The sequence below is a fragment of the Pseudomonas sp. FIP_A4 genome (assembly GCF_036701605.1).
Lineage (GTDB): Bacteria > Pseudomonadota > Gammaproteobacteria > Pseudomonadales > Pseudomonadaceae > Stutzerimonas > Stutzerimonas phenolilytica.
In genome coordinates this window covers 175,002-194,362 of sequence record NZ_JAYDXP010000127.1, presented here as the reverse complement: position 1 = coordinate 194,362, position 19,361 = coordinate 175,002, and the positions used below count along the sequence as shown (strand labels likewise).

The following is a 19,361-nucleotide window of genomic DNA, read 5'->3' as shown; positions in this document are numbered from 1 at the left end:
ACGCGGGTGTCAGTCGAACAGGCCGAAGGTCAGGTAGCTCCACCAGGAGCGTTCTTCACTCGGTTGTTCGGCTTCCTTGAGTACGGGGCGCAGCTCTTCTGGCAGGTCCTGCGCGGCGGCTTCGTACTGCCGAATCACGTCCCGATTGGCGCGCGAAGTGTCCGGACGCGGCGCTTCGCTTTCGATCAGGCCGAGGGTGGCCTGGCTCAACCAGCCGCGGGTGTCGGCCTCGGTTTCGCGTGGGGTGAAGGTGCCGTCTTCCAGGGTCTCGTGGTCCGGGTAGTTGGCCTCGAGGGTCTGCAGGCTGGTCGCCGCCAGCTCCTCGAGGCCCAGACGCTGATAGGCCTCGGTCATCACTGCCAGGCCGTCGGCGACTGCCGGCGTGCCCTGGAAATTTTCCACCACGTAGCGGCCACGGTTGGCAGCGGCGACGTAGGCCTGGCGCTTGAGGTAGTAGTGCGCCACGTGGATCTCGTTGGCCGCCAGCAGGTTGCGCAGGTAGATCATGCGCGCCTTGGCGTCCGGGGCATAGCGGCTGTTGGGGTAGCGGCTGGTAAGCTGGGCGAACTCGTTGAACGAATCGCGGGCGGCACCAGGGTCGCGCTTGGTCATGTCCAGCGGCAGGAAGCGGGCGAGCAGGCCGCGATCCTGGTCGAACGAGGCCAGGCCCTTGAGGTAGTAGGCATAGTCGACGTTCGGATGCTGCGGGTGCAGGCGGATGAAGCGTTCCGCCGAGGAGCGTGCGGCTTCCGGTTCGAGGTTGCGATAGTAGGCGTAGATCAGTTCCAGCTGGGCCTGCTCGGCGAAGCGGCCGAACGGATAGCGCGATTCCAGGGCCTTGAGCTTGCTGATCGCACTGGTATAAGCCTTGTTGTCCAGGTCGGCTTGGGCCTGCTGATACAGTTCGACTTCACCCAGGTTTTCGTCGACGGTCTCGGTGGAGGAGCAGGCGGCGGTAAGGGCGAGGATGGCGATCAGCAGCAGGTGTTTCACTTGCATGGCGGCTTGCGTCCCTGTGACGGCTGGCTGTCTCGCACGGAGCCGTCCTGTTATGATGAGCGCCCCGGTCAGCCGGGACAAAGACGCCGTATTTAAACACAAGCGTGCAGGCGAAACCAAAGCCTGCGCCCCCGCCGCAGTGCCCCTATGTCCGAGATTTCCAAACAGGCTATTCATATGCGTGCCGAGGTGCCGTTCGACCTCGGCGGCCAACGTCTCGACCAGATCGCGGCACAGTTGTTTTCCGAGCATTCGCGTTCGCGCCTGGCTGCCTGGATCAAGGACGGCCTGCTGAGGGTCGACGGCGCCGTGCTGCGCCCGCGCGATACGGTGCACGCCGGCGCGATACTCGAACTGAACGCCGAGCAGCAGGCGCAGGGCGAGTGGCTGGCGCAGGAGATTCCGCTCGATATCGTCTACGAGGACGAGCACATCCTGGTCATCGACAAACCGGCCGGCTTGGTTGTGCATCCGGCCGCCGGGCATGCCGATGGCACGCTGCTCAATGCTTTGCTGCACCACGTGCCTGACCTGATCAACGTGCCGCGCGCCGGCATCGTGCATCGTCTGGACAAGGACACCACCGGCCTTATGGTAGTCGCCAAGACGTTGCAGGCGCAGACGCGGCTGGTCGAGCAGTTGCAGGCGCGCAGCGTCAGCCGCATCTATGAGGCGATCGTGGTCGGGGTGGTCATCACCGGCGGCACCGTCGATGCGCCGATCGGTCGCCACGGCCAGCAACGCCAGCGCATGGCGGTGGTGGAGGGCGGTAAGCCGGCAGTCAGCCATTTCCGCGTGCTTGAACGCTTCCGTGCGCATACCCATGTGCGGGTCAAGCTGGAAACCGGGCGCACCCATCAGATTCGCGTGCATATGACCCACATCGGCTATCCGCTGGTGGGCGATCCGCTGTATGCCGGACGCTTCCGCATTCCGCCGGCGGCCAATCCGACGCTGGTGCAGACCCTGCGCGAGTTCCCGCGCCAGGCGCTGCACGCGCGTTTCCTCGAGCTGGATCATCCGGCCACCGGCGAGCGGATGAAGTGGGAGTCGCCGCTGCCGGATGACTTCGTCTGGCTGTTGACGCTGCTGCAGCAGGATCGCGAGGCGTTCGTCGGGTGAGCGGCTGGCCGCACGGCTGGCTGATGCCGGACTGGCCGGCCCCGGCGACGGTCCGTGCCTGCGTGACCACCCGCACGGGCGGTATGAGCGTGCCGCCGTTCGACAGCTTCAACCTTGGCGATCATGTTGGCGACGATCCGTCGGCGGTCGCCTGGAATCGCCAGCATTTGCAGGGTCTGCTTGGTTGTCGGCCGGTCTGGCTGAACCAAGTGCATTCGAGTACGGCGATCAAGGCCGACGCGGGCAGTTGCGCGACGGCTGATGCCAGCTGGAGCGATGTGCCGGGTGAGGCCTGCGCAGTGCTGACTGCGGATTGCCTGCCGGTGCTGTTCTGCAACCGCGCCGGTACGCGTGTCGCGGCGGCGCATGCGGGCTGGCGAGGCCTGGCTGGTGGCGTACTCGAGGCGACACTGGATGCGCTGGCGGTACCGGCTGAAGACCTGCTGGTCTGGCTCGGGCCGGCCATCGGCCCGGCGGCGTTCGAGGTCGGCCCGGAAGTGCGCGAGGCATTCGTGGCGCAGCATGTCGATGCGGCCGGGGCGTTTACGCCAAGCCGCAACGCCGGGCGTTTCATGGCCGATCTGTACCAGCTGGCCCGCATTCGACTGGCTGCAGTCGGCGTCGACGCCGTTTATGGTGGTGGGCTGTGTACGTTCAGCGACGCGCGCTTCTATTCGTACCGCCGGGCCGCGCGTACCGGCCGCTTCGCCAGCCTGGTGTGGATCGGCGGCTGAGCGACGCGCTGAGGCCGGTCGCGCTGGCCTGTCGCCGGTTCGCCCTGCCGCATGACATGCATCAATGCCGTCTGGCTTGAATCGCCAACAATCATCCTCATCTATTCTGCATCTCGCGGGCTTTTCTCATGGCGCGATTCGGTGTGCCGGCCCGCTTCACTTGAGGATGAACGTTCATGCGTATCGATCGTCTGACCAGCAAGCTCCAGCTTGCGCTCTCCGATGCACAATCCATTGCGGTTGGCCTGGATCATCCGGCCATCGAACCGCTGCACCTGATGCAGGCCCTGCTGGAGCAGCAGGGCGGCTCGATCAGGCCATTGCTGATGCAGGTGGGCTTCGATATCGCCGCGCTGCGTCAGGCGCTGACCAAAGAACTCGATCAGTTGCCCAAGCTGCAGAACCCGACTGGCGACATGAATATGTCCCAGGATTTGGCGCGCCTGCTCAACCAGGCTGATCGCCTGGCGCAACAGAAGGGCGACCAGTACATCTCCAGCGAACTGGTGCTGCTGGCTGCTCTCGATGCGAACACCCGTCTCGGCAAACTGTTGCTGGCACAAGGCGTATCGAAGAAGGCGCTGGAAAACGCCATCGCCAACCTTCGCGGTGGCGAGGCGGTCAACGACCCCAACGCCGAGGAGTCACGTCAGGCGCTGGACAAGTACACGGTGGACATGACCAAGCGTGCCGAGGACGGCAAGCTCGATCCGGTGATCGGCCGTGACGACGAGATCCGCCGCACCATCCAGGTTCTGCAGCGGCGCACCAAGAACAACCCGGTACTGATCGGCGAGCCGGGCGTGGGCAAGACCGCCATCGTCGAGGGCCTGGCCCAGCGCATCGTCAATGGCGAGGTCCCTGATGGCCTGAAGGACAAGCGCCTGCTGGCGCTCGACATGGGCGCGCTGATCGCCGGTGCCAAGTTCCGCGGCGAGTTCGAGGAGCGCCTCAAGGCGGTGCTCAACGAGCTGTCCAAGCAGGAAGGGCGGGTGATCCTGTTCATCGACGAGCTGCACACGATGGTCGGCGCCGGCAAGGCCGAGGGGGCGATGGACGCCGGTAACATGCTCAAACCAGCCCTGGCGCGCGGTGAGCTGCATTGCGTGGGCGCCACCACGCTGGATGAGTACCGCCAGTACATCGAGAAGGACGCCGCGCTGGAGCGGCGCTTCCAGAAGGTGCTGGTGGACGAGCCGAGCGAGGAGGACACCATCGCCATCCTGCGTGGCCTGAAGGAACGCTACGAAGTGCACCACGGTGTGACCATCACCGACGGAGCGATCATCGCCGCGGCCAAGCTCAGCCATCGCTACATCACCGACCGCCAGCTGCCGGACAAGGCCATCGATCTGATCGACGAGGCGGCCAGCCGCATCCGCATGGAAATCGATTCCAAGCCCGAGGCGCTGGATCGTCTGGACCGCCGGCTGATCCAGCTGAAGATCGAGCGCGAGGCGCTGAAGAAGGAAGACGATGAGGCGACCCGCAAGCGCCTGGCCAAGCTGGAAGACGATATCGCCAAGCTGGAGAAGGAGTACGCCGACCTCGAGGAAATCTGGAAGTCAGAGAAGGCAGAGGTGCAGGGCTCGGCGCAGCTGCAGCAGAAGATCGAGCAGGCCAAGGCCGATCTCGAGGCGGCGCGGCGCAAGGGCGACTTGGCGCGCATGGCCGAGCTGCAGTACGGGATCATTCCCGACCTGGAGCGCAGCCTGCAGATGGTCGATCAGCACGGCAAGACCGAGAATCAGCTGCTGCGCAACAAGGTGACCGACGAAGAGATCGCTGAGGTGGTCTCGAAGTGGACCGGCATCCCCGTGTCGAAAATGCTCGAGGGAGAACGCGAAAAGCTGCTGCGCATGGAGGATATGTTGCACCAGCGCGTCATTGGTCAGCACGAGGCGGTGGTCGCGGTGGCCAATGCGGTGCGCCGCTCGCGCGCCGGTCTGGCCGATCCGAATCGGCCGAGCGGCTCGTTCCTCTTTCTCGGTCCGACCGGTGTGGGTAAGACCGAGCTGTGCAAGGCGCTGGCCGAGTTCCTTTTCGATACCGAGGAGGCAATGATCCGCATCGACATGTCCGAGTTCATGGAGAAGCACTCGGTGGCGCGGCTGATCGGTGCACCGCCGGGCTACGTCGGCTACGAGGAGGGCGGCTACCTGACCGAGGCGGTGCGGCGCAAGCCATACTCCGTGGTGCTGATGGATGAGGTGGAAAAGGCCCATCCGGACGTGTTCAACGTCTTGCTGCAGGTGCTGGAGGATGGCCGCCTGACCGATAGCCACGGGCGTACCGTGGACTTCAAGAACACCGTGATCGTGATGACCTCCAACCTCGGTTCGATGCAGATCCAGGAGTTGGTCGGCGATCCCGACGCCCAGCGTGCGGCGGTGATGGATGCGGTGGGGCATCATTTCCGTCCGGAGTTCATCAACCGTATCGATGAGGTCGTGGTATTCGATCCGCTGGCGCGCGAACAGATCGCCGGTATCGCCGAAATTCAGCTGGCGCGCCTGCGCAAGCGTCTGGCGGAGCGCGAGCTGAGCCTGGAGCTGACGCAGGAGGCGATGGACAAGCTGATTGCCGTCGGTTACGACCCGGTATACGGTGCGCGGCCGCTTAAGCGTGCGATCCAGCGCTGGATCGAGAACCCGCTGGCGCAGCAGATCCTGGCCGGCCAGTTCGCGCCGGGCAGCACGATCAAGGCGCGGGTGGAGGGGGATCAGGTGGTTTTCGCCTGAGGTGATGGAACAGGCCTGCGCGGTGCCTCGGAGGTGCTGCGCGGGCGTATGAGTCGTCGAGCGACGCTTGGGCCAGTTCGTGTGAGTGCAACACATTGTCCTGAATCGCATTTCCAGGCTTGACAGCGTTATCGGGAACCGTAAAATGGCGCGCCTCTGAAGCGGGAACATAAGTACCGCCGAAGAGCTGGAATGTAAGTTGTTCCGCGATAGCTCAGTCGGTAGAGCAAATGACTGTTAATCATTGGGTCCCTGGTTCGAGTCCAGGTCGCGGAGCCAAATTCCAATCGGGGTATAGCGCAGTCCGGTAGCGCGCCTGCTTTGGGAGCAGGATGTCGGGAGTTCGAATCCCCCTACCCCGACCATTTTTGGGTCGTTAGCTCAGTTGGTAGAGCAGTTGGCTTTTAACCAATTGGTCGTAGGTTCGAATCCTACACGACCCACCATACAAGGCTTCGCGAGAAGTTATAGAAAGCTGGATGTCAGAAATGGCATCCGGCTTTTTTTATGGCTCGTTTTTGTGAAGACGGATCGCGCTCGCGCTAGTGCCTTGCCTCATGTCACCAGACGGCCCAGCAGGCGGCTCAGCAGGCCGAGGCCGAGAACCGCGCTCAGTACCAATGCGAGCAGGAGCCACGGGCGGAACGGCTGACGCTCGACCTGATGCTGTGGTGCGCTGAGATAGTCGTCTACGCGCTGCTGGTCTTCAGGATTCAGGCGGCTGGACATAAGCACCTCGAATGGCATGCGCTGAGTCTAGTCGTACCGGGTGAAATGCCAAGCGCGTGGCCGCGAGGCCCGCAAAGGGCTCGCGTCGCGGGGGAGGAGGGTCAGTTGTTCTTCAATTTGCGCAGGTTGCCGATCACGGACTCCAGCGCGCGGTCGAACAGCAGCGTGTCGTTGAGGAGGCGGATGGCGCCGCGCTGGAACTCGCTGGCCAGGCCCATGCGGGTTTTCTCCAGGACCTTCATGCCGGTGCGGTTGACGAAGATGTAGCGGCCGGTCGGTTTGATCACCGCAGCCAATTTGCAGCGCAGCTTGTGCTCTTCATCTTCCTGGAACTCCACCCAGCTACCCACACGCAGGTTGTCGACCTGGTTCAGTGCCTCGTCGTGCTCGGGCAGGCAGGCCTCGGGCTGGCGCTCGCGACTTTCGCCGGGCGTCAGCAGCTGAATCTCCTCGACCACTTCAACCATGACAGGCGTTGGCGGAGTGGTGGTTTCCGGTAGGGTCGCGGGCTGGGCAGCGTCCATGCTCACGGCCGCTTCGGTTACAGGCTGCTCAAAACGTTGCAGCGTCTGAACGTGCAGAGCCTCCAGCTGGGTGAAGAACTCTCCGGTGGAGAACGGATCGAATGCAGCGCTGGTCAGACCTTCGCGCAGGGACTTGAGCAGGTTAGGCACCAGCTGCATGAGCTGCTCGCGCGACTGTTCGTCGGCATGCGGCGTCACGCTCCAGATCAGTTCATCCATCGTCATCAGCGCATCGTCCCACTGCGTCGACTGCGTGCCATGTTTCAGGCAAATCAGCAGCAGGACTTTGCTCCAGGCCTCCTGTAGCAGGCGTACCACCACTTCAGGCAGGGTCTTGCCGAGAAGTCGCTGATTGAGTGCCTGTTCAACGGCCTGGCGGGCGATCTCGGCCTTGGCGCGTCCTTCCTCTGCATCGCGGGTGCGTTGCTCGAGCAGTTCACTGCGCCGGCGCTCGTCGCCGATGAAGGCGAGGAAGTCCGCCAGCAACTCGGAGAAAATGCTCGGGTCGTCGGTGAAATCGTTCAGCAGGCGCGCCACGATCTGCTCGATCTTCTGATACAGACTATCGCGCTGCGCTTCATCCTGGTCGCTCCAGCCCAAAGCTGCCGAGGCGATCTCGTTGAGCAGGCGGCGAGCCGGGTGACTGCCGCGGCTGAAGAACGTCTTGTCCAGTACCGCTACTTTGAGCAGCGGTATCTGCAGGCGGCCAATCAGCGCCTTGAGCGAATCCGGCAAATTGCGGTCGTCGAGAATGAACTCGAACAACATCGACACGAGATTGATCACGTCTTCGTCGACTTCGCCGACCACGCGCGATCTGCCGCTTTTGGCGCTCACGCGCTGGAGTAGCTGATCGAGCTGTCCCTGCAGGTTGTGCTCGTCAACGGTTTGCGGTGCGCGCGCCTGCATGTGCGATAGCAGGCGCAGCAGGTCGTTGCTGGAAATCGGGATCGCATCGCTGGGCGCGCTGCGTGGGGTCAGTGCGCTGCTGTTGCGAGCTTCGGAAAGCAGGTCAAGCAGTGCACTGAAGACGGCTTCCTGCTGGCCGCTCTCGTGCACGTTCGTCTGGCTGGCATGCGTGCTTGCGGAGCTGCTGGTGCTGGCGCCAGTGCTCGGCCGGTGAGAGCGATGTGGAGCGGTCGACTGCAGTTCGGGCAGGATGCCGGCTGCTGCGAGCGTTAGATTGGCTTCGGTGTAGAGTTGATCCAGTTCGGTCAGTACGTACTTTTCGAAGAGTTTGAGAATGATCAGCTTGACCTTGATCGGCACGCCGAGACTGCTGCAGGCGGCGAGGAAGTAGTCGCAGATCGCGCTCGGGCCGAGCGGGTTGGACTTGTCGTCGAGCTTTCTGCTGACCAGCGCGTTCATGCGCGTCGTCAGGTGGCCGAGCGCAGGAATGGTGCGCCCGGTCACTTTGGTCACCATCGTGTCGATCGCAACGGACTCTTCCAGTTCGTCATTCTGCACCAGGCTAAGGCTGTCGAAGGACACACCTTCCAGCGGCTGGGGCTTGCCGATCTCGTACTGGTTGAGCGTGGCGAAGGCTTCGAACAGCTGATGCAGGAAGCTGCGCTCGATGGTGCGTCGCTTCATGCGCAGGTCGCGCATGGCTTCGAAGAACGCGCTTTGTTCGGTGTTGCTGGTGGCGCGATCGGCGATCTCGAACAGCGAATCGTCGGCATTGTCGAACAGCGTTTGCAACGCCTGACGCAGTTGCTGGGCGGCCTTGTCGCGCACGCTGATCAGCGCCACCGGCAGCTTGGCGGCCGGTGACGTTGGTCTGAGCTCAGGGGTGGCCTTGTTCAGGTGCACCACTTTGGCATCGGTTCGCATCGAGACTCTCCTGTGGTCGCCGGCCGGTCGGGCGGTCACGTACGCTTCGTGGGCGTCAAGGGTAACAAAAGGAGCTGAATGGCGTCATTTATGTGGCGCCAGAATAATTAAGCCGATTATCGACCACCATTGTGGCTAATCGAATCCGGATTTTTGTCCGGCATGATCCAGGTCACAGATCCCCGGCGAGTTTCTGCCGAACGGTCAGCGCAGGCGGTCTATGTCGGAGGTCGCGCTACTTTGCGGGCCGCCTTTATACTTCGGATCAAACCATGTGGAGTCTGCCATGCCTAACCTGACACTTGCCGATCTTTCCGCTGAAATTGATGCCACCGTTCGTCGGGCTCTTGCGGAAGATGTCGGTAGCGGCGACATCACCGCGCAGCTGATCCCGGCGGAGCGCCTCGCGCACGCCTCGGTCATTACCCGGGAAGCGGCGGTAATCAGCGGTGTGGCATGGGTCGATGCGGTGTTCCGCCAGCTTGATCCGCGGGTCGCGGTGCACTGGCAAGTGGCCGATGGCGAGCGAGTCGAGGCCGATCAGGTGCTGTTTAATCTCGAAGGACCGGCGCGCGCGCTGTTGACCGGCGAGCGCACGGCGTTGAATTTTCTACAGACGTTGTCCGGCGTCGCAACGAATTGCCGGCACTATGCCGATCTGGTCGAGGGTACCGGCGTGAAACTGCTCGACACCCGCAAGACGCTGCCTGGCCTGCGTCTTGCGCAGAAGTACGCGGTGACCTGTGGTGGCTGCCATAACCATCGTATCGGCCTCTACGATGCGTTCCTGATCAAGGAGAACCACATTGCTGCCTGCGGCAGTATCGCTCAGGCGATCGTGGCGGCGCATCGTATTGCCCCGGGCAAGCCGGTCGAGGTCGAGGTCGAAAGTCTCGACGAACTGGAGCAGGCGCTGCAGGCTGGCGCCGATATCGTCATGCTGGACGAGCTGAGTCTCGACGACATGCGCACGGCGGTCGACCTGGCGCGTGGTCGCGCCAAGCTGGAGGCGTCTGGCGGTATCGGCGAGGAGACGCTGCTTGCGGTGGCGCAGACTGGAGTGGATTACATCTCCATCGGTGCGCTGACCAAGCACGTGCGCGCGGTGGATCTGTCGATGCGTCTGCGGCAGTAAAAAAAGGAGGGATGCGGGAACGCCATGGCGCTCCCGCCAACGCCTCAGTGGCGCTGCTTGAAACCAAAGTTCTCGTGCAGCGTGCCCGGCGCGTCGTCGTCCTTGGGCGCATAGTCCTTCGGTGGTTCGGTGAACGCCGGCGAGCTCAGGCGTTCGCGCGGGCTGGAATGGTCATCATTGCGCAGCGCGGCGAGCAGGCGTTCGCGGGTCTGCTCGTCGAGTGCCAGGCGGTCGGCGCCTTCGCTCAGGTGGTCCTGAATGTCCTGGTAGCTGCTGGTGAGCTTGCGCAGCAGGGCAGCAGTCGTGTTGAAGTGGGTAACCACTTCGCTCTGGTAGGTATCGAAACGCTCCTGCAGGTCGTCCACTTGGCGTTGCGTACGGTTGGGCGCGCTGTTGCGGGCCACCAGGTAGCCAATGGCGATGCCGGCGATGAGGCCGACGATCGGGAGCAACCAGGTCGCGAGGGTCTGTTCCACGAGTCCTTCCTTCTATGTAAAACGGCTGTGCTTACGTTAACTTCTCATACCTGCGCTGTACACCGTGGCAAGCCCGCGGCATTCGGCAACTGGTAAAGCAAGACGAGTCGACTCGTCCCAAGGTCACGGAGTTCCTTCCCTTGCTGAAACGCGAAACCCCCCTCTCTCTCGACGGCCCATGCGGTGCGCTCGAGGCCCTGTACTTCGATCAACCGCAGGCCCGGGGGCTGGCGCTGATCTGCCATCCCAACCCGGTCAAGGGCGGCACGATGCTGAACAAGGTTGTCTCGACCTTGCAGCGTACGGCGCGCGACCAGGGCTACAGCACGCTGCGGTTCAACTATCGCGGGGTCGGCGGCAGCGCCGGCGAGCACGACATGCAGGAAGGGGAGGTGGACGACGCCGAAGCCGCATTGCGCTGGCTGGCGGCGCAGCGTCCCGATCTGCCGCTCTGCCTGCTGGGGTTTTCCTTCGGTGGGTTCGTCGCAGCTGCTCTGGCTGTACGCCTCGAGGCACAGGGCAGGGCGCCGGATAAGCTGTTTCTGGTGGCGCCAGCGGTGTCGCGCCTGGCCGGCCAGGCACAGCCCGCGCAGGGCTCGCTGACCATCATCCAGCCGGAGCAGGACGAAGTGATCGACCCCGCCTCGGTGTACGCCTATTCGGCCGCGCTTACGCGCCCCCATGAGCTGCTGAAAGTGGCAGAATGCGGCCACTTTTTCCACGCCAAGCTGGTGGAGCTGAAGGAGCTGGTGGCACCCCGCCTGTAGCTTTTCGCCCGCCACGCGCAGGCACGTCCTTGTCCGTGCCTGCATCGCATCGATACGAGATCAACGCGATGAAGACCCGAATTCTCACCGGCATCACCACCACCGGCACGCCTCACTTGGGCAACTACGCCGGCGCCATCCGCCCGGCCGTGATCGCCAGCCGTGCGGCCTCGGCCGACTCGTTCTATTTCCTCGCGGACTACCACGCGCTGATCAAGTGCGACGACCCGCTGCGCATCCAACGCTCGCGTCTGGAAATCGCCGCGACCTGGCTGGCCTGCGGTCTGGACGCCGAGCGCGTGACCTTCTACCGGCAGTCCGACGTGCCGGAAATCCCCGAGCTGACCTGGCTGCTCACCTGTGTCACCGCCAAAGGTCTGCTCAACCGCGCGCACGCCTACAAGGCTTCGGTGGACAAGAATGTCGAGAACGGCGAAGACCCGGACGCCGGCGTGACGATGGGGCTGTACAGCTACCCGGTGCTGATGGCGGCGGACATCCTCATGTTCAACGCGCACAAGGTGCCGGTCGGTCGCGACCAGATCCAGCATGTCGAGATGGCGCGTGACATCGCCCAGCGCTTCAACCACCTGTTTGGCCAGGGCCGCGAGCTGTTCACGCTGCCCGAGGCCGTGATCGAAGAGAGCGTGGCAACGCTGCCGGGCCTTGACGGACGCAAGATGTCCAAGAGCTACGACAACACCATCCCGCTGTTCGGCAGCGCCAAGGAGCTGAAGGCTGCGGTAGCGCGCATCGTCACCGACTCCAAGCTGCCGGGCGAGCCGAAGGATCCGGACAGCTCGCACCTGTTCACGCTCTACCAGGCCTTCGCCACCCCGGCGCAACTGGCCACGTTCAGGGCCGAGCTGAGTGACGGTCTGGCTTGGGGCGAGGCCAAACAGCGACTGTTCGAGCTGCTCGACAATGAACTGAGCGAGCCGCGCGAGCTCTATCGTCAGCTGATCGCCAAGCCCGCCGAGCTCGAGGAAATTCTCCAGGCCGGCGCCGCCAAGGCGCGCCGGATCGCTACGCCGTTCCTCGGCGAGCTGCGCGAGGCAGTAGGCCTGCGCAATTTCTCCAGCCAAACGCAGAGCGCGGCACCGGCGAAGAAAAAAGCCGGCAAGGTCGCGCGTTTCGCCAGTTTTCGCGAGGCCGACGGCGCCTTCCGCTTCCGCTTCTTCGCAGCCGATGGCGAGGAGCTGCTGTTGTCGCGGCCGCTGAGCAATCCGAAGGCGATCGGCCAGTTGACGCAGCGATTGATCGCCGGTGGGCCGGATGCGCTGGAGCTGCGGGAGGACGAAGGCAGTCAGTTCACCCTGTGGCTGGACGACGAGTGCATCGCCGATAGCCCCAGCTACGACACCGCCGAGGCCATGGATGCAGCCATGCTGCGCGTGCGTGCGGCGCTGGCGACACTGGCCGAGTAAGCGGGACCACGCGGCGTTCGGCCGGTGCGTTGTGAGACCGATTCATAGAGGAGGGCGAGAGGTTTGACGAAGCTGAGCAAATTGCCAACGACCGAGGGCGCCGCTAAAGTGTCGGCCCCGTTTCACTACCCAGACTCCGCCATGACTCCTCTTGAGCGCTATCGGGCCGACCTGCAACGTCCTGACTTTTTCCACGATGCCGCCCAGGAAAATGCGGTGCGCCATTTGCAGCGGCTGTACGACGACCTGGTGGCCGACGAGCGTGGCGGCAGTGGATTGTTCGGCAAGCTCTTCGGCAAGAAACCGCAGGGGCCGATCAAGGGCATCTATTTTTGGGGTGGCGTCGGTCGCGGCAAGACCTACCTGGTCGATACGTTCTTCGATGCGCTGCCGTTCAAGCAGAAGATGCGCACGCACTTCCACCGCTTCATGAAGCGCGTGCACGAGGAAATGCGCACGCTCAAGGGCGAGAAGAACCCGCTGACCATCATCGGCAAGCGTTTTGCCGATGAGGCACGAGTGATCTGCTTCGACGAGTTCTTCGTCTCCGACATCACCGACGCGATGATCCTCGCGACCCTGCTCGACGAGCTGTTCAAGAACGGTGTGAGTCTGGTCGCGACTTCCAACATCGTCCCGGACGGCCTGTACAAGGACGGTTTGCAGCGCGCGCGCTTCCTGCCGGCCATCGAGCTGTTGAAGAAGCACACCGAGATCGTCAACGTCGACAGCGGCATCGACTACCGCCTGCGCGCGCTGGAACAGGCGGAGCTGTATCACTTCCCGCTGGATGCCGAGGCCGAGCTGAGTCTGGAAAAGAGCTTCCGCAGCTTGCTGACGGAAAACTGTACGGTGCTGGAAAACGAGGCGTTGCTGATCGAGAACCGCGAGATCATGGCGCGCCGCGTAGCCAATGATGTTGCCTGGTTCGAGTTCCGTGCCCTGTGCGACGGTCCGCGTAGCCAGAACGACTACATCGAGCTGGGCAAGATCTTCGAGGCGGTGCTGGTATCCAACATCGAGCAGATGAACGTGGCCAAGGACGACATGGCGCGGCGCTTCATCAACATGGTCGACGAGTTCTACGACCGTAACGTCAAGCTGATCCTTTCCGCCGAGGTCGAACTCAAGGACCTGTATGCCGGCGGACGTCTGGAGTTCGAGTTCCAGCGCACCCTCAGCCGTTTGCTGGAGATGCAGTCGCACGAATACCTCGCGCGGCCGCACAAGCCCTAACGCGATCGGGCGTTCCTTGCGCGGGAGGCGGACCGCTCGGACAGCCTCCCGACGTCAGCTGCTCTTGTGCCGATACTGCTGCCGATACTGGTTCGGCGACACATCGGTGTGCTGGCGGAACAGGCGGGCGAAGAAGCTGGCGTCGTCGTAGCCCACCTCATAGCTGATGGTCTTGATGCTCTTGCGCGTCGTCGACAGCAGGCTCTTGGCTGTCTCGATGCGCAGACGCTGCAGGTAATGCAACGGCTTGTCGCCGGTGGCGGCCTGGAATCGCCGCATGAAATTGCGGATGCTCATGCCGTGCTGCAGCGCGACGTCCTCGAAGCGGAATTTCTCGGCGAAGTGGTCTTCCAGCCATTCCTGAATTTGCAGCACGCGGCTGTCCAGATGCAGCTTCTGGCCGCCGAAGCCGAGCCGCCCCGGCCGGTAGCTGCGCTGCACCTCGAACAGCACATCGCGCGCCATGCCTTGCGCGACGGCAGCTCCGCAGAAGCGCTCGACCAGGTACAGATACAGATCGCACGACGACGTGGTGCCGCCGGCACAGTAGAGGTTATCGCTGTCGGTCAGGTGCTTGTCCGGGCTCAGCTGTACCTGCGGGAAACGCTCGGCGAACTCGCTGGCGAAGCGCCAGTGGGTCGTCGCCTCGCGATGATCCAGCAGCCCGGCCTGAGCCATCCAGAACGCCCCGGTGGCCTCGCCACAGATCGTGCTGCCGGCCGCATGGCGATGCCGCAGCCACGTCAGCACCTGCGGATAACGCGCGCAGAGTGCATCGAAGTCGCCCCAGAAGGCGGGCAGGATCACCACGTCGGCGTCTTCCAGCGCGCCATCGACGGCTATAGTGGTGCCGCTGAAAGTGGTCACCGGCTGGCCGTCGGGGCTGACCAGGCGGGTTTCGAAGGCGGGCGCGAGGTCCGCACCGCGCTGCCGGCCGCGGCGCAGGCTGGCCATGTGAAAGAAATCCTTGGCGTGCATGAGGGTCGAAGCGAAGACCCCTTCGGTGGCCAGGATGCTGATGCGACTGAGGGCGGGCGAGTTCATGGGCGTTTCTGATTGTTGTGTGGTAAACCGGCTGTAGGATGAAACTGCCGTTGTGCGGCGCAAGCGTCGTCTGTTTTTCCCTGACTGTCCAGCCGCCATTGCCGTCCGTCGCCCGATCGAGCGCACGATTTTCACCGAGGAGAAAACGATGAGCAGCCCCTATCCGTCGCAACCGTTCGCCGATTGGGATGGCACGCCCGCCGCCGCGCGCGCGCTGCAGCAGACGCTGGCGGCGCAGGTGCGGCTGGTGGACGACTTCCCGCCACTACGGCTAATCGCCGGTGTCGACGTGGGCTTCGAGGAGCAGGGACAGATCACCCGGGCGGCCGTCGTGCTGCTCGATGCGCAGACGCTGGAGGTGGTCGCGCAGAGCCTGACGCGCATTCCCACCTCGATGCCCTACATACCTGGGCTGCTGTCGTTTCGCGAACTGCCGGCAGTCTTGCAGGCACTGCAAGCGCTGCCGGCGGTACCCGACCTGATCTTCTCCGACGGCCACGGCATCGCTCATCCACGCCGGCTGGGGATCGCCGCGCATCTGGGCGTGGTGACCGGGCTGCCGACCATCGGCGTGGCGAAGAAGATTCTCACTGGCGAACACGAGGAGCTGGGCGAGGCGCGCGGCGCGCAGGTGCCGTTGCGCGATCGCAAGACCGGCGAGGTGCTGGGTACGGTGCTGCGCAGCAAGGAGCGCGTGCGTCCGCTGATCGTGTCGCCCGGCAACCGCGTCAGCCTGGCCAGTGCACCGCGGCTGGTGATGCAGTATGTCACCCGCTACCGGCTGCCCGAACCCACCCGGTTGGCCGATCGGCTGGCCTCGCGCAGGGATGAGAAGGCGGCTGCTGCGCGGCTGCGACGGTAGCAGGCCGACTTGCGGCGGCGGGGCCGCTGCGGCTAGCCTGCCAGCCTGCCGTCAACCAAGGTCACCCCATGTATCTGGATCGCGCGACCGGCTGGTGCGAGGGCGTTCGCCATTGCCCATCGCCGAACTTCAACGAGCGCCCGGACGGCGAGATCTCGCTGCTGGTCATTCACAACATCAGCCTGCCGCCCGGCCAGTTCGGCACCGGCCGTGTCCAGCAGTTTTTCCAGAACTGCCTGCCGTGCGGCGAGCATCCGTTCTTCGCCGAGATCGCCGAGCTGCGTGTGTCGGCGCATTTCCTCATCGAGCGCGACGGCACGATCACCCAATTCGTCTCCTGCCTCGATCGCGCCTGGCACGCCGGGGTGTCGCGCTTCGGCGAGCGCGAGGGCTGCAACGATTTTTCCCTCGGTATCGAGCTGGAGGGTACCGATTTTCAGCCGTACAGCGAGGCGCAGTACGTTGCGCTGATCGAGCTGTGCCGGCTGCTGCAGCGAGCCTATCCAGCGATCACCGGCGAACGGATCTGCGGCCACAGCGACATCGCACCGGGACGCAAGACCGATCCCGGTCCCGCATTCGACTGGCTGCGGCTGCGTGCCGCCGCCATCACCTGTTAACGAGGAAGCGAAGACGTGACGATGAGTTTTCTGGTGATTCTGCTGGTGCTGCTGATCGAGAAATTCTCGGATTGGCGGCATCGGCTGCAGCACGATGGCGCCTGGCTCACCCAGCTGCGTCGGCTCGAGGCGCGGCCACCGCAGGCCGCGTCGCCCTGGCTGGCACTCGCCCTGCTGGTGCTGCTGCCGGTACTGCTGCTGGGCGGCGTGCTGTGGCTGCTCGAACCGCTGGCCTATGGCTGGCTGAGCCTGCCGCTGCATGTGCTGGTGGTGCTGTACAGCCTCGGACGCGGTGCGGTAAAGCGCGAGCTCGGGCCGTTCCGCGATGCCTGGCGGCGTGGCGACGAGGAGGCCGCGGCGCTGGTGGCCGAGCGCGATCTGAAGCTGCGCGAGGCGCAACCGGCGAGCCTGCTGCAGGCGGCGCAGGGCCTGCTGCTGTGGCGCAGCTACGAGGGTTTTTTTGCGGTGATCTTCTGGTATGTGCTGCTCGGACCGATGGCGGCACTGGCCTATCGGCTGCTGGCGCTGACCGTCGAGCATACCCAGCTGGAGCCGCTGCGCGAACGCGCCGCGCAGGTGCGTCACGCCTTCGACTGGCTGGCGGTACGGGTGCTGCTGGCCACCTTCGCCCTGGTGGGCAATTTCGTCGCGCTCAACCGTGCGCTGTTGCACCGGCTGCTCGACTGGGACATGCCGGCGCGTCAGCTGCTCGCCGAGGTCGGCCCACAGGCGGCCGACCTCGAGCCGCAGATTGCCGGTGAAGCGGGGGTCGCCCGGCTCGATGCCCTCGGCGCGCTGCTGGTGCGCACGCGCATGCTCTGGTACGCGGCGCTCGCACTGTGGACGTTGCTTGCCTGAACCTTCACGCCCGGCTGAATGATGCGCCATAACCGCCTGCGGATACGCACGGGCCGGCGCACCGCAGGCTGGTAGCGGCGCGATGCCATATCGCCATTACCTTAAGTTACAAAAGCGCTTACCGATATCCCGTATAACTCGATCCGCTACTTCTCTCTGACGAGCCCCGCTGCGGCTGCAACAGCCGCAAGCACATACCAATAAGATTGGGAGACGTCGTGTGAAAACTCTGTTGTATCCCGCAGTCGCGTTCATGAACCGGCTGAGCTTCGGCATGAAGTTCAGTCTTGTCAGCCTGTTGTTCTTCGTCCCCATGCTGCTGACCAACTTCTACCTGGTGCGTGATTCGTACCGGGAGTTCGTCGGTACCCGCAACGAACTGCAGAGCCTTGCGCTGCTCGGCTCCGCGCTGCAGCTGCGGCGCGACGTGGAGGACTGGCACGACCTGGTGCAGATCGAGGCGATCATCGGCCAGACCGGCAATGCCGCGGTACTCGACGAGCGTCGCGGCCAGGTCGAATCCCAGCTGTCGGCGCGCCTGCAGGCGCTGCAACCGGTGAGCGACGATCCTGAGCAGATCGCCGAATTCAGCGCCCGCCGCGATGAGCTGAGCACGGCGCTAGGCCGCGCGCAGGCGGAGCAGTCGCTGCAGTCCAAGGCCGCGATGGCGGCGAGCCTGCTGGGGCGCGTGCAGGTGATGATCCGGCTGATCGCCGGGCAGTCCGGCCTCAGCCAGGACGCCCAGCGCGAAGTGCGCCAGCTGGCCGAACTGCTGACCAGCGTGACGCCGACCATCACCGCGACGCTCGGGCAGGGGCGCGCGGTGGGCTCCTACACTTTCGGCCAGGGCTACCTGAACTCCGATGCCAGCAACACGCTGGATAATCTGGTGCTCGAGCTGGAGCGGCTGCAGGCGCAGTACGCCGCGCAGCTTCAGGACAGCCTCGCCGGCAGCGCCGAGGCCCGCGCGCAGCTCGACCAGTACGCCAGTGCCAGTCGCGATTCGCTGGGGCTTGCCAGCGAGATCCTGCAGGACGAGGTGATCATGGCCGACGCCTTCGATCGCCCCTGGGCGCAGTTCTACGACCGGATCGGCGCCGAGATGGCGAAGACCTACCAGTTCAATGACCGGATCCTGCAGCTGCTCGAAGGCGACCTCGCCGAGCGGCTGGCGCAGAAGCGCCTGCTGATGACCCTGCTGCTGAGCGCGCTGGGCGTCGTGCTGCTGCTGGTGGCCTATCTCTACGGCGGCTTCTACGTTTCGACGCGGGCCTCGCTGCGGGGGCTCGGGCGGGTCATGGAGTGCGTCGCCGAGGGCGACATGACCGCGCGTTACACGGTGCAGAGCCGCGACGAGCTGGGTGAGCTGGGCCAGCTGTTCAACGACGGTGTGGCACGGATTCGCGAGCTGATCGAGCGGGTCGGCCTGACGGTCGGCGAAGTCGAGCGTCAGGCCGGGCGCGTGGAGAACGTCTCCGGCGAGAGCAACCAGACGGTCTCCGAGCAGCGCAGCCAGATCGAACAGGTCGCCACAGCGATGAACCAGATGTCCGCCACCGCCCAGGCGGTGGCCACCAGCGCCGAGGCGGCGGTGGGCAGTGCGCAGGATGTCAACGCCGAAACCGTCAGCGGTCGTGGCCTGGTCAGCGCGCAGGTCAGCGGGATCCAGCGGCTGGCCGAGGAAATCGAGCAGTCGGTGCAGGTTATCAACCGCCTGGCCGACGACAGCGCGGCGATCAGCCAGGTGCTCGACGTGATCAAGGGCATCGCCGAACAGACCAACCTGCTCGCCCTCAACGCCGCGATCGAGGCGGCGCGCGCCGGCGAGCAGGGCCGCGGCTTCGCCGTGGTCGCCGACGAGGTGCGCAACCTGGCGCGGCGCACGCAGCAGTCCACCGAGGAGATCGAGCAGATGATCGCGCGCCTGCAGGGCGGCGTCGGCGCAGCGGTGAAGACCATGCACGCCAGCCATGCGCTGGCTGAGGGCACGGTCAGCCAGTCGGCGCAGGTGGAGCAGGCGCTGGAGCACATCCTCGGCGCGGTCGGCAGCATCGTCGACCAGAGCCAGCAGATCGCCGCGGCGGCCGAGCAGCAGACGGCCGTGGCGCACGACATCGACCGCAACATCGTGGCGATCAACGAAGCCGGCAAGCGCACCGCCGAGGGCGCCGGGCATACCGAGCAGGCCAGCCGCGAACTGACTCAGCTGGTGGGCCAGTTGCAGCGGCTGATTGGCGCCTTCCGCGTCTAGCGG

16 protein-coding genes, 3 tRNA genes and 1 pseudogene are annotated in these 19,361 nt (G+C 64.5%); 15 read left to right on the top strand and 5 right to left on the bottom strand.

Annotation, left to right across the window (positions count from 1 at the left end; genetic code table 11):
- Positions 1-9 precede the first annotated feature (9 nt).
- A complete protein-coding gene (locus U8L64_RS16330) occupies positions 10-999 on the bottom strand; it encodes an outer membrane protein assembly factor BamD (protein WP_077682101.1) in 990 nt (329 codons plus the stop codon).
- A 147-nt stretch (positions 1,000-1,146) separates the two neighbouring features.
- Between U8L64_RS16330 and rluD the strand changes: the two genes are divergently transcribed.
- The 6 genes from rluD to U8L64_RS16300 all read left to right on the top strand — a co-directional run bounded on the left by rluD (position 1,147) and on the right by U8L64_RS16300 (position 6,042).
- Positions 1,147-2,121, top strand: coding sequence for a 23S rRNA pseudouridine(1911/1915/1917) synthase RluD (rluD, locus tag U8L64_RS16325; protein WP_008569739.1), 975 nt, complete (start codon positions 1,147-1,149; stop codon positions 2,119-2,121).
- A gap of 23 nt (positions 2,122-2,144) precedes the next feature.
- Entirely contained in the window at positions 2,145-2,855 is a 711-nt protein-coding gene (gene pgeF, locus U8L64_RS16320) for a peptidoglycan editing factor PgeF (protein ID WP_333398625.1), read from the top strand.
- Between the two features lie 176 nt (positions 2,856-3,031).
- Positions 3,032-5,596 (top strand): ATP-dependent chaperone ClpB, encoded by a 2,565-nt coding sequence (gene clpB, locus U8L64_RS16315; protein ID WP_043297622.1) that lies wholly within the window; start codon positions 3,032-3,034, stop codon positions 5,594-5,596.
- A 203-nt stretch (positions 5,597-5,799) separates the two neighbouring features.
- A tRNA-Asn gene (locus U8L64_RS16310) sits at positions 5,800-5,875 on the top strand.
- A 9-nt stretch (positions 5,876-5,884) separates the two neighbouring features.
- Positions 5,885-5,961 (top strand) — tRNA-Pro (locus U8L64_RS16305).
- 5 nt (positions 5,962-5,966) lie between these two features.
- Positions 5,967-6,042, top strand: a tRNA-Lys gene (locus U8L64_RS16300).
- Positions 6,043-6,151: 109 nt separating this feature from the next.
- Here the strand turns inward: U8L64_RS16300 and U8L64_RS16295 are convergent.
- Both U8L64_RS16295 and U8L64_RS16290 read right to left on the bottom strand, forming a co-directional pair.
- Positions 6,152-6,325, bottom strand: a complete 174-nt coding sequence (locus U8L64_RS16295; RefSeq protein WP_333398287.1) for a DUF3094 family protein — start codon at positions 6,323-6,325, stop codon at positions 6,152-6,154.
- A gap of 101 nt (positions 6,326-6,426) precedes the next feature.
- Positions 6,427-8,682 carry a DUF1631 domain-containing protein gene (locus U8L64_RS16290; protein ID WP_333398286.1) on the bottom strand — a complete coding sequence of 752 codons (2,256 nt, stop codon included), beginning with the start codon at positions 8,680-8,682 and terminating at the stop codon, positions 6,427-6,429.
- Between the two features lie 286 nt (positions 8,683-8,968).
- Between U8L64_RS16290 and nadC the strand changes: the two genes are divergently transcribed.
- Positions 8,969-9,817 (top strand): carboxylating nicotinate-nucleotide diphosphorylase, encoded by an 849-nt coding sequence (gene nadC, locus U8L64_RS16285; protein ID WP_234302814.1) that lies wholly within the window; start codon positions 8,969-8,971, stop codon positions 9,815-9,817.
- Between the two features lie 44 nt (positions 9,818-9,861).
- On the opposite strand, the gene U8L64_RS16280 is transcribed toward nadC, so the two are convergent.
- A complete protein-coding gene (locus U8L64_RS16280) occupies positions 9,862-10,293 on the bottom strand; it encodes a YhcB family protein (RefSeq protein ID WP_008569745.1) in 432 nt (143 codons plus the stop codon).
- Between the two features lie 140 nt (positions 10,294-10,433).
- On the opposite strand from U8L64_RS16280, the gene U8L64_RS16275 reads away from it, so the two are divergent.
- The 3 genes from U8L64_RS16275 (at position 10,434) to zapE (ending at position 13,723) form a co-directional block, all read left to right on the top strand.
- A complete protein-coding gene (locus U8L64_RS16275; protein WP_043299168.1) occupies positions 10,434-11,060 on the top strand; it encodes an alpha/beta hydrolase in 627 nt (208 codons plus the stop codon).
- 68 nt (positions 11,061-11,128) lie between these two features.
- Positions 11,129-12,487 (top strand): tryptophan--tRNA ligase, encoded by a 1,359-nt coding sequence (locus U8L64_RS16270; RefSeq protein WP_043299166.1) that lies wholly within the window; start codon positions 11,129-11,131, stop codon positions 12,485-12,487.
- A 141-nt stretch (positions 12,488-12,628) separates the two neighbouring features.
- Positions 12,629-13,723: a cell division protein ZapE gene (gene zapE, locus U8L64_RS16265; protein WP_138300445.1), complete on the top strand. Its 1,095-nt coding sequence runs from the start codon at positions 12,629-12,631 to the stop codon at positions 13,721-13,723.
- A 54-nt stretch (positions 13,724-13,777) separates the two neighbouring features.
- Here zapE and U8L64_RS16260 read toward each other — a convergent pair whose 3' ends face one another.
- The gene (locus tag U8L64_RS16260) at positions 13,778-14,767 is read right to left on the bottom strand and encodes a GlxA family transcriptional regulator (RefSeq protein WP_077682094.1); all 990 of its coding nucleotides are present in this window, start codon (positions 14,765-14,767) and stop codon (positions 13,778-13,780) included.
- Between the two features lie 148 nt (positions 14,768-14,915).
- Here U8L64_RS16260 and nfi point away from each other — a divergent pair, with 148 nt between their 5' ends.
- The 5 genes and pseudogenes from nfi to U8L64_RS20420 all read left to right on the top strand — a co-directional run bounded on the left by nfi (position 14,916) and on the right by U8L64_RS20420 (position 19,358).
- Entirely contained in the window at positions 14,916-15,629 is a 714-nt protein-coding gene (gene nfi / locus U8L64_RS16255; protein WP_102828255.1) for a deoxyribonuclease V, read from the top strand.
- Between the two features lie 68 nt (positions 15,630-15,697).
- Complete coding sequence (gene ampD, locus U8L64_RS16250) at positions 15,698-16,249, top strand: 1,6-anhydro-N-acetylmuramyl-L-alanine amidase AmpD (RefSeq protein ID WP_333398285.1); 552 nt, start codon at positions 15,698-15,700, stop codon at positions 16,247-16,249.
- A gap of 21 nt (positions 16,250-16,270) precedes the next feature.
- Entirely contained in the window at positions 16,271-17,107 is an 837-nt protein-coding gene (gene ampE / locus U8L64_RS16245) for a regulatory signaling modulator protein AmpE (protein ID WP_333398623.1), read from the top strand.
- Between the two features lie 253 nt (positions 17,108-17,360).
- Positions 17,361-18,482 (top strand): annotated as a pseudogene (locus tag U8L64_RS20425) (methyl-accepting chemotaxis protein); the annotation flags it as partial.
- Between the two features lie 162 nt (positions 18,483-18,644).
- On the top strand, positions 18,645-19,358 hold the full coding sequence (locus U8L64_RS20420; protein WP_442965298.1) for a methyl-accepting chemotaxis protein: 714 nt from the start codon (positions 18,645-18,647) through the stop codon (positions 19,356-19,358).
- The last annotated feature ends 3 nt before the right edge of the window (positions 19,359-19,361 follow it).

Bases quoted from the DNA above. Each gene is read 5' to 3' on its own strand.
- U8L64_RS16330 (WP_077682101.1), bottom strand. From the start codon at position 999: ATGCAAGTGAAACACCTGCTGCTGATCGCCATCCTCGCCCTTACCGCC.
- rluD (WP_008569739.1), top strand. From the start codon at position 1,147: ATGTCCGAGATTTCCAAACAGGCTATTCATATGCGTGCCGAGGTGCCG.
- pgeF (WP_333398625.1), top strand. From the start codon at position 2,145: ATGCCGGACTGGCCGGCCCCGGCGACGGTCCGTGCCTGCGTGACCACC.
- clpB (WP_043297622.1), top strand. From the start codon at position 3,032: ATGCGTATCGATCGTCTGACCAGCAAGCTCCAGCTTGCGCTCTCCGAT.
- U8L64_RS16295 (WP_333398287.1), bottom strand. From the start codon at position 6,325: ATGTCCAGCCGCCTGAATCCTGAAGACCAGCAGCGCGTAGACGACTAT.
- U8L64_RS16290 (WP_333398286.1), bottom strand. From the start codon at position 8,682: ATGCGAACCGATGCCAAAGTGGTGCACCTGAACAAGGCCACCCCTGAG.
- nadC (WP_234302814.1), top strand. From the start codon at position 8,969: ATGCCTAACCTGACACTTGCCGATCTTTCCGCTGAAATTGATGCCACC.
- U8L64_RS16270 (WP_043299166.1), top strand. From the start codon at position 11,129: ATGAAGACCCGAATTCTCACCGGCATCACCACCACCGGCACGCCTCAC.
- zapE (WP_138300445.1), top strand. From the start codon at position 12,629: ATGACTCCTCTTGAGCGCTATCGGGCCGACCTGCAACGTCCTGACTTT.
- U8L64_RS16260 (WP_077682094.1), bottom strand. From the start codon at position 14,767: ATGAACTCGCCCGCCCTCAGTCGCATCAGCATCCTGGCCACCGAAGGG.
- nfi (WP_102828255.1), top strand. From the start codon at position 14,916: ATGAGCAGCCCCTATCCGTCGCAACCGTTCGCCGATTGGGATGGCACG.
- ampD (WP_333398285.1), top strand. From the start codon at position 15,698: ATGTATCTGGATCGCGCGACCGGCTGGTGCGAGGGCGTTCGCCATTGC.
- ampE (WP_333398623.1), top strand. From the start codon at position 16,271: ATGAGTTTTCTGGTGATTCTGCTGGTGCTGCTGATCGAGAAATTCTCG.
- U8L64_RS20420 (WP_442965298.1), top strand. From the start codon at position 18,645: ATGAACCAGATGTCCGCCACCGCCCAGGCGGTGGCCACCAGCGCCGAG.